Origin of the sequence: Rhizobium sp. PDO1-076 (assembly GCF_000247475.1) — a bacterium.
In the GTDB taxonomy this organism is placed as follows: domain Bacteria; phylum Pseudomonadota; class Alphaproteobacteria; order Rhizobiales; family Rhizobiaceae; genus Allorhizobium.
On the sequence record NZ_AHZC01000144.1, the window covers coordinates 36,100 to 47,248 of the forward strand.

Below are 11,149 nucleotides of genomic sequence, written 5' to 3' on the forward strand. Positions count from 1 at the left end.
AACGTTAGGCGCGGCCGTTGCCGCCCTTGCGGATCTGGAACCGGTGGCCGCTGTCGAGCGGCTGCGTTTCCAGCAGGGCGTGTCCGTCTTCGCGGCAAAAATGCGCGATGTCGATGACGGCCAGCGGGTCGGTGGTCTCGATCACCAACAGTGCGCCCGGCTGCATGTCGGCAAGCCGCCGGCGTGTCTTGAGGACCGGCAAGGGGCATTTCAGCCCCTTGAGGTCATAGACGACGGGTTCGGTCATGCCGACTACCAGAGTTTCCAGAACGGCTTCTTCTTCACCGGTGCTTCCGCGACGGTCGTTTCCGCCATCTGCGGATTGGGCTGCGGGACCGGAACGACGGACTGGCCAGCCTGTGCAGTTGCCGTGGCCTGTGCAGGTGCGGCCGACGGGGCAGCCGGTGCCACGGGTGCAATCGGGGCTGCCGAGGCGGTCGCGGTGCCGGCCGGAGCAGCGGTCGCCGTTGCCGGGGCCACTGCGACCGGTGCAACGGTCTGTGCTGTGCCTGCCACCGTTGTGGCGGCAGTCGCGGTTGTTCCGGCAGCCGGCGGCTTGGCGGTCAGCTGGTTGATTGCAGCCGGGGCCGAGGTAGCACTTGCGACCGCCGTCGGATTGACGTCGTCGATATCGAGCAGCTTTCCGGCTGCGAGAGCCGAACCGGTCGGTGCAAAAGCCAGGTCGTGCGAGCGCGACTTGCGCAGGTCAGCGACAAGCGCCTTACGCTCGGCTTCGCTCGGATCGTACCAGATCTTGCCGTCGAACTTGTTCAGCGCCTTGGCGTAGTTGCGGTCGTATTCCTTGTTGTAGCTTGCCAGTGCCATCTCAAGCGCCGGCGGAGTCGACATCGGCGGGCAGGCCGCCTGGGCGTTGAAGCCCTTGCCATCGGCCGTCAGCTGGTTGAAGACATATTTCTTCTCACAGACATTGACGTCCGGCGGGCGCTTGGTGACTTCGAAATTGTCGTAGCCGACCTTCAGCGTTTTCCAGAAGTCATAGTGCTGGCTGTGGCGATGACGGGCCATGTTTTCGGCCGTCATGCGGAACGGAAATGCCTGCAGCTGAATGCTCTGCTGGCCGCCCTTGAAGGCGTCGCGGGCAAAGGCATAGATCTCGAGGATCTGCGCGTCGGTCATCGAATAGCAGCCCGATGACGAGCAGGCGCCGTGGATCATCAGGTTGGAGCCACTGCGGCCGTTTGCCTGGTCGAAGCGATTGGGAAAACCGGTATTGATCGCGAGGAAATATTTCGAGTTCGGATTGAGGTGGTAAGGCGTCAGCGGATAGAAGCCTTCCGGCGCCTGCCGGTCGCCTTCCTTGACCTTGGGTCCGAGACGGCCCGACCAGGCGCAAATGTCGTACTCGACGACCTTGTCGAAGCGATTGTTGGTCTTGGCCTTCCAGACTTCCAGCACACCTTCTTCCTTGAAGATGCGCAGCATGATCGGCGCGTTGCGATCCATGCCCTTTTTCTGGATCTCCGCGACCAGGCGCGCCGGAAGCGGCTGCTGGATCTTGTTGGAGACCTTGGGGGAATCGTAGGTCGCACTTTCCAGTGTGTCATTGCAGCCGGCAAGTGCCGCGGCGAAGATCAATACAAGGGCTGTCGATTTCCAGCGCATTCGCAAAAGCTCTTTTCAAGAACAGATCAAGCGGCCTTGGCAGGTCAGGCCTCTTTTAGTTTATGACTGCTTTCTTCACAAATTATAAACCACGGAGCAATTCATTCCGGGGTGATTTTGCTGCGATACTGTTGCAAAGCGGCAGAGTGATGGCCGGACCGGCCGTCATCCTAGAGATTGCGGCCGATATCGAGGAATTTCTGGCGGCGGTCGTTGCGCAATTTTTCGCCCGACAACGGCGTCAGGTCGGCTAGCGCAGACGCGATGACGTCGCCGGTCGACTTGATCACGGATTCCGGGGCTCTGTGGGCACCGCCGACCGGTTCCTGGATGATGCCGTCGATGATGCCGAAGCCCTTGAGGTCCTCGGCAGTGATCTTCATGTTGGTCGCCGCTTCCTTGGCGCGGGTGGAATCGCGCCAGAGGATCGAGGCTGCCCCTTCCGGCGAGATGACCGAATAGATCGCATGCTCCAGCATGTAGACCCGGTTGCCGGTGGCAATCGCGATCGCACCGCCGGAGCCGCCTTCGCCGATGACGACGGACACCATCGGAACCTTGAGGCCGAGGCACATTTCGGTCGAGCGGGCGATGGCTTCCGCCTGACCGCGTTCTTCCGCGCCGACGCCCGGATAGGCACCTGCCGTGTCGATCAGGGTGATCAGCGGCAGGCCGAAGCGATCGGCCATTTCCATGACGCGGATCGCCTTGCGATAGCCTTCGGGACGGGGGCTGCCGAAATTGTGCTTCAGGCGCGACTTCGTGTCATTGCCCTTTTCCTGGCCGATCACGGCAACCGGCTGGCCGCGGAAGCGGGCGAGGCCGGCCTGGATGGCGGCGTCCTCGGCGAACTTGCGGTCGCCGGCCAGCGGTGTGAAGTCGGTGAACAGGTGGCTGGCATAGTCGACGAAATGCGGGCGCTGCGGATGGCGCGCAACCTGCGTCTTCTGCCAGGCATTGAGCTTCGAATAGATATCGGCCATCGCCTCTTCGACGCGGCCTTCGAGCCGGCTGATCTCTTCTGAGGTGTCGATGCTCTCGTCCTCTTCCGCGATCTTCTTCAGTTCGCGGATCTTGGCTTCGAGGTCTGAAATTGGCTTTTCGAAGTCGAGATAATTATGCATGGAGTCAGTTCCGATCGTTTTGTCCCTGGCCTTGCGGCTGCCGGGAACCGGTATTGCCGGTCCTAATCGTGGTTTTTCGCCTGTTTTGCAAGGGGGTGATGCGTTTGGACCAATTGCTGCAGTCTCTCGTCCAGCACATGTGTATAGATTTGTGTCGTTGAAATGTCGCTATGGCCGAGCAATTCCTGCACGGCGCGAAGGTCCGCGCCATTGCCGAGAAGGTGGCTGGCAAAGGCATGGCGCAGGACATGCGGCGATACGCTTGCGGCCGGCAGGCCGCTGCGAATGGCAAGATCCTTCAGGTCGCGGGCAAAGACCTGGCGCGGCAGATGCCCTTCCTTGCTGGCGGATGGAAAGAGGAAGGGGCTGTCGGCATGGCCGGGTGTCGCTGCCCGTGTTTCGCCGTAGCGGGCCAGTGCCTCGATGGCGGTGCGCGACAGGGGAACCAGCCGTTCCTTGTTGCCCTTGCCCCTGACGACGAGAAAACGCCCCTCCTGGGCCAGCACCTTGACCGGCAGCGAAACCAGTTCGCTGACGCGCATGCCGGTCGCATAGAGCAGTTCCAGCAGGACCAGCAGTCGGAGCCTTGCAGGCTGGTCCGGACCTGGCAGGGCGGCTTCCTGATCGGCAAGCGCCAGCATGTTGCCGACATCCTCGACGCTCAGTGTCTTTGGCAGTGAGCGTGCCTTTTTCGGCGCATCGAGGATTGCCGTCGGATCGTCGCCCCTCAGGCCTTCGGCGTAGAGAAACTTGTAGAACTGGCGCATCGCCGAAAGCCTGCGGGCCTGCGATGTCGCCTGAAAGCCGCGCTTTGCCAGATCTGACAGATAGGCGGTCAGGTCGGTGCGGCCGGCACTGCCCAGCGTCGTCTTACGGTTCGTCAAAAAAGAATGCAGGTCGTCGAGGTCGCGTTCGTAGGAGGCGAGCGTATTGGCGGCGGCGCCGCGTTCGGCGCTCATCATTTCGAGGAAGGCCTCGACCCGTGCCTGGCTCAGATCCGCCACCTAATTTTAGTCCTTGCTGTTGTTCGACGTTACTGTTCGACCGGGTTCACGCGTTCCGAGGGGATCTTGATCGTTACATCCCGTTCCCGGGGCTCGACGAAGACCGTGAGTGACCACATGATGGCATAGATGATGCCGGCGATCGTTGCGCAGATGAACAGAAAGCGAAACAATGTCGGCATGAATGGTCCTTGGCCTTCGAAGCGTTGAACATAGGGAATAGGCATTGTGACTTGCAAGGGTGCTGTGATCCTTGTGTCGATTTGCGTCAACGGCTTGACGCTTGCCCTGCATTTGTCAATACCGTGATGAAACAGTTGCGAACGGGCCGATGACCGATACGATCCTCAATCTTGCCTCTAGTCTGGGCGAGCGCGCCAGGGCAGCGCTCGGAAGACGCAATCTGGTTTTCGTCGGCCTGATGGGGGCCGGCAAGTCGGCGGTCGGGCGGATGGTGGCCAACCAGCTCGGCCTGCCTTTCGTCGATACCGATGTCGAGATCGAGCGCGTGTCGCGCATGTCGATCAGCGAGTTGTTCACGGCCTATGGCGAGGATGAATTCCGGGCACTGGAAACGCGGGTGATCAAGCGCTTGCTGCGTTCGGGTCCGCGCGTTGTATCCACCGGCGGCGGCGCCTTCATCAATGACAAGACACGCAAGCAGATCGAACGAGGCGGTATCTCTTTGTGGCTGAAGGCTGATCTCGATGTTCTGTGGGAACGGGTCAACAAGCGCGACCATCGGCCGTTGCTGAAGACGGAGAACCCCAAGCAGACCCTCAAGGATCTGATGGACAAGCGCTATCCGATCTACGAACTGGCGGATCTGACAATCCAGTCACGCGATGTGCGCAAGGAAGTGATTGCCAACGAGGTTCTGATGGCGATCATCGAAAAGACTGGCATCGAAAAAACTGGCCCCGAAAAGACTGGTATCGAACAGAGCGGCAAAGGTGAGACGGTATGAGCAAGGTCGAGAATTCGGAACGTCTGGTGCATGTGCCGCTTGGCGAGCGCGCCTATGACATCCTGATCGGGCCCGGTCTGCTTGCCCGTGCCGGCGGCGAGATTTCCAGCCGCATCAAGGGCAAACGTGCGGCTATCGTCACGGACGAGAATGTCGGCGCCCGCTATCTCGACGGCCTGATGGACAGCCTGCAGACGGACGGCATCGAGGCTGTGTCGGTGACCTTGCCACCCGGCGAAAAGACCAAGAGCTTTGCCAGCCTGACCCAGGTCTGCGACGTGCTGCTTGAGGCGCGCATCGAGCGCAATGATGCGGTGATTGCGCTCGGTGGCGGCGTGATCGGCGATCTCACCGGCTTTGCCGCCGGCATCGTGCGTCGCGGCGTGCGTTTCGTGCAGATCCCGACCTCGCTTCTCTCGCAGGTCGATTCATCGGTCGGAGGCAAGACGGGGATCAACGCCCGGCAGGGCAAGAACCTGATCGGCATCTTCAACCAGCCGGATCTCGTGCTCGCCGATACCGACGTGCTTGATACGCTGTCGGAGCGCGAATTCCGCGCCGGCTATGCGGAAGTGGCGAAATACGGCCTGATCGACAAGCCGGATTTCTTCGAATGGCTGGAAACCAACTGGCGTGATGTGTTTGCCGGCGGTCAGGCCCGGATCGAGGCGATTGCCGTCAGCTGTCAGGCCAAGGCCGATGTCGTGGTGGCCGACGAGCGCGAAAACGGTCGCCGGGCGCTGCTCAATCTCGGCCATACCTTCGGCCATGCGCTCGAAGCCGCCACGCAATATGACAGCAAGCGTCTGGTGCATGGCGAAGGCGTGTCGATCGGCATGGTGCTGGCGCACCAGTTCTCCGCCCGGATGAACCTTGCCAGCCCGGACCTCGCGGCCCGCGTCGAGGCTCATCTGCGTGCGGTCGGCCTGCCGACCCGGATGGACGAGATCCCCGGCGAATTGCCGCCGACCGACGTCCTGATGGATGCGATCGCGCAGGACAAGAAGGTGAAGGGCGGCAAGCTGACCTTCATCCTGACGCGTGGTCTCGGTGAAGCCTTTGTCGCCGATGACGTGCCTTCGTCTGAGGTCGTCTCCTTCCTCGAAGAGAAGCGGGCGAAATGACGGCCGCCGGGTCCTTGCTGGCACGCGTGGTGAATGCGCTCGTGCGCGGCCTGCTGCGCGGCTTCGGCGTGCAGCCGACGGCCGAGACGCTGGCCTTGTCCAGCCATGACCAGTTGCATGCGGCACTCGATCTCATCAATCGCGATGGCCAGTTCGACAAGGAGCAGAAAGACCGGCTCAGCGGTCTTTTCGATCTCGAGGAGCTCGAGGTTTCCGATGTCATGATCCATCGCACGGCGATGCGAGCGATCAATGCCGACGATCTGCCGGACGTGGCCGTGCGCGCCGTGTTGGAAAGCCCCTACACGCGCATGCCGCTCTGGCGCGGCTCGACCGAAAACATCATCGGCGTCGTGCACGCGAAAGATCTCCTGCGGTCGCTGGCCGAACCCAATGTCGAGCCGGAAAATCTCGACATCATCAAGATCGCGCAGAAGCCGTGGTTCGTTCCCGATACCACGACGCTCAAGGAACAGCTCAACGCCTTCCTGCGCCGCAAACTGCATTTTGCCGTCGTCGTCGACGAGTATGGCGAGGTCCAGGGCGTCGTGACGCTGGAGGATATTCTGGAGGAAATCGTCGGTGACATTGCCGACGAGCACGATGTGGAGCTGCAGGGCGTTCGGCAGGAGTCCGACGGGTCGATGGTGGTTGATGGCGCCGTGCCGATCCGCGATCTCAATCGCGCGCTCGACTGGGATCTGCCGGACGAGGAGGCGACGACGATTGCCGGCCTCGTCATCCACGAATCACGATCGATCCCGGAAGAACGGCAGGCATTCACCTTCTACGGCAAGCGGTTCATCGTGATGAAACGGGAAAAGAACCGCATCACCAAGCTGCGCATTCGCCCGATCGAAGCCGTCAAGACAGAGGCTTGATCGGCCGCCGGCTCTACCAGCGTGTCGGTTCGCCCGGTGCTGCCGGCTCGATGGCCAGCGCATGCAGCCCGGCGTCGAGTTCCGGCTTCAACAGATCCGTCACGGCTCGGTGGCGGGCAAGACGGCTAAGGCCGTTGAATTTTGCAGAGACGATGCGCACCCGCATATGGGTCTCGCCGGTGCCGGTAATGTCCGGCTGATGACCGGCGTGATGGGCGCTTTCATCGATCACGTCCAGCCGCTCGGGGGCCAGTTCCTGGCGCAGTGTTTGCTCGATGCGGTTGCGCACGGACATATCGTGTTCCCTGTGGTCTGGCTTGCGGAAAAAGCCCCACAAAGCGCGCAACATTCCGATTTGTCAATTCTTGTCGCGCCACTGTCTAGGCACCATAATTACCGCATGAAACTCGACTCGAAATACTTCGATCGGATCCGCACCAAGCGCAAGCGTGTGGCGGAGCCCGAGCCATCCAATCCAACCTGTCAGTGGGACGGCTGCGAAAAGCCGGGTGTCCATCGCGCTCCCGTGGGTCGCCACGCCGAGGGTCAGTTCTTCATGTTCTGCTTCGAGCATGTGAAGGACTACAACAAGGGCTACAACTATTTCTCCGGCCTGTCGGACACCGAGATCGCCCGCTACCAGAAGGAAGCTATCACCGGACACCGGCCGACCTGGACGGTTGGCGTCAACAAGGCGGCCAAGACTAGCCCATTGCATTCGACGGCCCGGTCCGGTTCGGCTGCGTCACAGGCGCGCATGAAGGACCCGTTCGGCTTTGTCCAGCAGGGTCGTACGGGCAATGGTTCTCGCTTCCAGCCGCAGCTGCGCAAGCTGAAGACCATGGAGACCAAGGCACTGGATACGCTCGGTCTTTCGGCCAATTCGACGGCAACCGAGATCAAGACCCGCTACAAGGAGCTTGTAAAAAAACACCATCCCGATGCAAATGGCGGAGACAGAGGTTCTGAAGAGCGTTTTCGCGCTGTTATTCAAGCCTACCAATTGTTAAAGCAGGCGGGTTTCTGTTAATCCGAGAAGCAGCAGCGACGATATGCGGCCGGTCGGAAGCGCCTGGCATGGAGAAACGATGAGCAAAATTGATCTTGATATTTCCAATCTCCCCGACACGACCGTGTCGGTGCGCGAGGTTTTTGGAATAGACAGCGATATCCGCGTCCCGGCTTACAGCAAGGGCGACCCCTATGTGCCGGATCTCGACCCGGACTACCTGTTCGACCGCGACACGACGCTGGCGATCCTGGCCGGCTTTGCCCATAACCGCCGCGTCATGGTGTCGGGCTTCCATGGTACCGGCAAGTCCACGCATATCGAGCAGGTCGCCGCCCGCCTCAACTGGCCCTGCGTGCGTGTCAACCTCGACAGCCATGTCAGCCGTATCGATCTCGTCGGCAAGGACGCCATCGTGCTCAAGGACGGCAAGCAGATTACCGAATTCAAGGACGGCATCCTGCCCTGGGCCTACCAGCACAATGTCGCGCTCGTCTTCGACGAATATGATGCCGGCCGCCCGGACGTGATGTTCGTCATCCAGCGCGTGCTGGAGAGTTCCGGCCGCCTGACGCTGCTCGACCAGAGCCGCGTCATCCGCCCGCACCCGGCCTTCCGCCTGTTCGCCACGGCCAACACCGTCGGCCTCGGCGACACCACCGGCCTCTATCACGGCACGCAGCAGATCAACCAGGCGCAGATGGACCGCTGGTCGATCGTGACCACGCTGAACTACCTGCCGCACGACAACGAAGTCGGAATCGTCGCCGCCAAGGTCAAGAGCTTCGGCGCCACCGCAGAAGGCCGCGACACGGTTTCGCGCATGGTTCGCCTTGCCGATCTCACCCGCGCCGCCTTCATCAACGGCGATCTGTCGACCGTGATGAGCCCGCGTACCGTGATTACCTGGGCCGAAAACGCCGAGATCTTCGGCGATGTGGCCTTTGCCTTCCGCGTCACCTTCCTCAACAAGTGCGACGAGCTGGAGAGGACGCTGGTCGCCGAACAGTATCAGCGCGCCTTCGGCGTCGAGCTGAAGGAAAGTGCCGCCAACATCGTGCTTGGCGCGTAAGGGAAACGATCAGCATGGCAGGGCGCGGCGACAATAGCAGGGCCAAGACGGGCGCAGGCGTGGACACGGAGCCGATGCGCCGTGCGATCACCGGCTGCGTCCGCTCGATTGCGGGCGATCCGCAGGTCGAGGTGGCCTTTGCCAATGAACGGCCCGGCCTTGCCGGCGAGCGCGTGCGCCTGCCGGAACTGTCGAAGCGCCCGACCGCACACGAACTCGCCGTTACCCGCGGTCTCGGCGACTCGATGGCGCTGAGGATTGCCTGCCACGACCAGAAGATCCATGCGACCATGGCGCCGCAGGGTGCCGATGCCCGGATGATCTTCGACGCGGTCGAGCAGGCGCGCGTCGAGGCGATCGGTTCGCTGCGCATGCCGGGCGTTGCCTCCAACATCCAGTCGATGAACACCGAGAAATATGCGAAAGCCAATTTCTCGACGATCAGCCGCCAGGAAGACGCGCCGATCCAGGAAGCCGTCGCCATGCTGGTGCGCGAGAAGCTCACCGGCCAGAAGCCGCCGGAGACGGCCGGCAAGGTGCTCGATCTCTGGCGCTCGTTCATCGAGGACAAGGCCGGTGCCGATCTCGACAACCTGCCGAATGCGATCAACGACCAGCAGAATTTCGCCCGGGTGATCCGTCACATGCTCTCGGCCATGGAAATGGCCGAGGATGTCGGCGACGATCAGGAACAGGGCGAGGACGACGAATCGACCGACGAGGACCAGCCGCGCAGCGGTGACGAGGACCAGGAGAGCGCCGAGGAAGAGGCGGGTTCCGAATCCGCGCCGGCCGACGAGAGCGAAGCCTCGCAGGAGCAGATGGACGACGGCGAAATGGACGGCGCGGAGATTTCCGACGACGACATGGCCGACGAGGGCGAGGACGACAGCGAGACACCCGGCGAAATGCGCCGCCCGTCGACGCCGTTCGACGATTTCAACGAGAAAGTCGACTACAAGATCTTCACCGAGGAATTCGACGAGGAGATCACCGCGGAAGAGTTGTGCGACGAAGCCGAGCTCGACCGGTTGCGCGCCTTTCTCGACAAGCAGCTGGCCCATCTGCAGGGTGCCGTCGGCCGTCTGGCCAACCGGCTGCAACGCCGCCTGATGGCACAGCAGAACCGGTCCTGGGAGTTCGATCTCGAGGAGGGTTACCTCGATCCGGCCCGTCTGGTTCGTCTGGTCATCGATCCGATGCAGCCGCTGTCCTTCAAGAAGGAAAAGGACACCAAGTTCCGCGATACGGTCGTGACGCTGGTGATCGACAATTCCGGCTCGATGCGCGGCCGACCGATCACGGTCGCCGCCACCTGCGCCGACATCCTTGCGCGGACGCTGGAGCGCTGCGGCGTCAAGGTCGAGATCCTCGGCTTTACCACCAAGGCGTGGAAGGGCGGGCAGTCCAGAGAGAAATGGCTTGCCGGCGGCAAGCCGTCAGCACCCGGCCGCCTCAACGACCTGCGCCATATCATCTACAAGTCGGCCGACGCTCCCTGGCGGCGCGCACGACGCAATCTCGGCCTGATGATGCGCGAAGGCCTGTTGAAGGAGAATATCGACGGCGAGGCGCTGATGTGGGCGCATAACCGTCTGATGGCGCGGCGCGAGCAGCGCAAGATCATGATGATGATCTCCGATGGCGCGCCGGTCGACGATTCGACGCTGTCGGTCAATCCGGGCAATTATCTCGAGCGCCATCTGCGTGCGGTTATCGAGCAGATCGAGACGCGCTCGCCGGTCGAATTGCTGGCGATCGGCATCGGCCATGATGTGACGCGCTACTATCGCCGCGCCGTCACCATCGTCGATGCCGATGAACTGGCGGGCGCGATGACCGAGCAACTGGCCTCGCTGTTCGAGGACAATGCCTCTGGCTCGGGTGGCGGACGCCGCCGTCGTGCCTAGGCCAGTTCCGGGTTGTCGCTCTGGCGCAAGCCTTCTGACGATCTCCGTTGCGCTGCTGCTGGCCTCCTGTGCGCCATCGGCGCTGAAGCCGGGGGAAGCGCTGCCGATCCGCATCGAATCCCGTGCCATCACCACATTGGGCGGATCGCCGCGTCTTGCCGAGGGGATCGAGTTTGTCGGCGGGCTGGAGCTTTCGTCTGACGAACCGCTGTTCGGCGCCTTCTCCTCCATTCGTTTTCTTGACGATTCACGCTTTGTCGGCGTGTTCGACACGGGATACTGGATTGAGGGCCGGATAGAGCGTGGCGCGGATGGCATGCTGTCCGGCGTCAGCGATGCCCGGCTTGCCGCCATGCTCAATCGGGATGGTCGGGAGAGCGCCAGCAAATATCAGGTCGATGCCGAGAGCCTTGCGCTTGTCGATGGCGCGGCTCT

At 62.0% G+C, this 11,149-nt stretch carries 11 protein-coding genes and 2 pseudogenes; 7 read left to right on the forward strand and 6 right to left on the reverse strand.

The window, feature by feature from the left end; all coding sequences use genetic code 11:
- Positions 1-4: 4 nt before the first annotated feature.
- From PDO_RS10195 to PDO_RS28570, 5 genes are all read right to left on the reverse strand, one after another.
- The gene (locus tag PDO_RS10195; protein ID WP_007601336.1) at positions 5-247 is read right to left on the reverse strand and encodes a sulfurtransferase TusA family protein; all 243 of its coding nucleotides are present in this window, start codon (positions 245-247) and stop codon (positions 5-7) included.
- A gap of 5 nt (positions 248-252) precedes the next feature.
- Positions 253-1,623 (reverse strand): L,D-transpeptidase family protein, encoded by a 1,371-nt coding sequence (locus PDO_RS10200; RefSeq protein ID WP_007601338.1) that lies wholly within the window; start codon positions 1,621-1,623, stop codon positions 253-255.
- Between the two features lie 170 nt (positions 1,624-1,793).
- Positions 1,794-2,747 carry an acetyl-CoA carboxylase carboxyltransferase subunit alpha gene (locus PDO_RS10205; protein WP_007601340.1) on the reverse strand — a complete coding sequence of 318 codons (954 nt, stop codon included), beginning with the start codon at positions 2,745-2,747 and terminating at the stop codon, positions 1,794-1,796.
- Positions 2,748-2,809: 62 nt separating this feature from the next.
- Positions 2,810-3,751 carry a site-specific tyrosine recombinase XerD gene (gene xerD, locus PDO_RS10210; RefSeq protein ID WP_007601342.1) on the reverse strand — a complete coding sequence of 314 codons (942 nt, stop codon included), beginning with the start codon at positions 3,749-3,751 and terminating at the stop codon, positions 2,810-2,812.
- A 29-nt stretch (positions 3,752-3,780) separates the two neighbouring features.
- Positions 3,781-3,933 carry a hypothetical protein gene (locus PDO_RS28570; protein WP_007601344.1) on the reverse strand — a complete coding sequence of 51 codons (153 nt, stop codon included), beginning with the start codon at positions 3,931-3,933 and terminating at the stop codon, positions 3,781-3,783.
- A gap of 149 nt (positions 3,934-4,082) precedes the next feature.
- Between PDO_RS28570 and PDO_RS10220 the strand changes: the two genes are divergently transcribed.
- The 3 genes and pseudogenes from PDO_RS10220 to PDO_RS10230 all read left to right on the forward strand — a co-directional run.
- Complete coding sequence (locus PDO_RS10220; protein WP_007601346.1) at positions 4,083-4,718, forward strand: shikimate kinase; 636 nt, start codon at positions 4,083-4,085, stop codon at positions 4,716-4,718.
- The gene (gene aroB / locus PDO_RS10225) at positions 4,715-5,842 is read left to right on the forward strand and encodes a 3-dehydroquinate synthase (protein WP_007601347.1); all 1,128 of its coding nucleotides are present in this window, start codon (positions 4,715-4,717) and stop codon (positions 5,840-5,842) included. Before PDO_RS10220 ends, aroB begins: the two co-directional genes overlap by 4 nt.
- A 29-nt stretch (positions 5,843-5,871) precedes the next feature.
- Positions 5,872-6,723: pseudogene (locus PDO_RS10230) on the forward strand (HlyC/CorC family transporter); the annotation flags it as partial.
- Positions 6,724-6,736: 13 nt separating this feature from the next.
- On the opposite strand, the gene PDO_RS10235 reads toward PDO_RS10230, so the two are convergent.
- Positions 6,737-7,018, reverse strand: a complete 282-nt coding sequence (locus PDO_RS10235; protein ID WP_037073338.1) for a BolA family protein — start codon at positions 7,016-7,018, stop codon at positions 6,737-6,739.
- Positions 7,019-7,123: 105 nt separating this feature from the next.
- Here PDO_RS10235 and PDO_RS10240 point away from each other — a divergent pair, with 105 nt between their 5' ends.
- The 4 genes and pseudogenes from PDO_RS10240 to PDO_RS10255 all read left to right on the forward strand — a co-directional run.
- On the forward strand, positions 7,124-7,753 hold the full coding sequence (locus PDO_RS10240) for a J domain-containing protein (protein WP_037073339.1): 630 nt from the start codon (positions 7,124-7,126) through the stop codon (positions 7,751-7,753).
- 58 nt (positions 7,754-7,811) lie between these two features.
- Positions 7,812-8,804 carry a cobaltochelatase subunit CobS gene (cobS, locus tag PDO_RS10245; RefSeq protein WP_007601353.1) on the forward strand — a complete coding sequence of 331 codons (993 nt, stop codon included), beginning with the start codon at positions 7,812-7,814 and terminating at the stop codon, positions 8,802-8,804.
- A gap of 14 nt (positions 8,805-8,818) precedes the next feature.
- The gene (gene cobT / locus PDO_RS10250; RefSeq protein ID WP_007601355.1) at positions 8,819-10,714 is read left to right on the forward strand and encodes a cobaltochelatase subunit CobT; all 1,896 of its coding nucleotides are present in this window, start codon (positions 8,819-8,821) and stop codon (positions 10,712-10,714) included.
- Positions 10,707-11,149 (forward strand): annotated as a pseudogene (locus PDO_RS10255) (esterase-like activity of phytase family protein); the annotation flags it as partial. The gene cobT and the pseudogene PDO_RS10255, both read left to right, overlap by 8 nt.

Coding starts and splice junctions, on each gene's coding strand:
- aroB (WP_007601347.1), top strand. CDS start 4,715: ATGAGCAAGGTCGAGAATTCGGAACGTCTGGTGCATGTGCCGCTTGGC.
- cobT (WP_007601355.1), top strand. CDS start 8,819: ATGGCAGGGCGCGGCGACAATAGCAGGGCCAAGACGGGCGCAGGCGTG.
- PDO_RS10220 (WP_007601346.1), top strand. CDS start 4,083: ATGACCGATACGATCCTCAATCTTGCCTCTAGTCTGGGCGAGCGCGCC.
- PDO_RS10195 (WP_007601336.1), bottom strand. CDS start 247: ATGACCGAACCCGTCGTCTATGACCTCAAGGGGCTGAAATGCCCCTTG.
- PDO_RS10205 (WP_007601340.1), bottom strand. CDS start 2,747: ATGCATAATTATCTCGACTTCGAAAAGCCAATTTCAGACCTCGAAGCC.
- PDO_RS28570 (WP_007601344.1), bottom strand. CDS start 3,933: ATGCCGACATTGTTTCGCTTTCTGTTCATCTGCGCAACGATCGCCGGC.
- PDO_RS10240 (WP_037073339.1), top strand. CDS start 7,124: ATGAAACTCGACTCGAAATACTTCGATCGGATCCGCACCAAGCGCAAG.
- PDO_RS10235 (WP_037073338.1), bottom strand. CDS start 7,018: ATGTCCGTGCGCAACCGCATCGAGCAAACACTGCGCCAGGAACTGGCC.
- PDO_RS10200 (WP_007601338.1), bottom strand. CDS start 1,623: ATGCGCTGGAAATCGACAGCCCTTGTATTGATCTTCGCCGCGGCACTT.
- cobS (WP_007601353.1), top strand. CDS start 7,812: ATGAGCAAAATTGATCTTGATATTTCCAATCTCCCCGACACGACCGTG.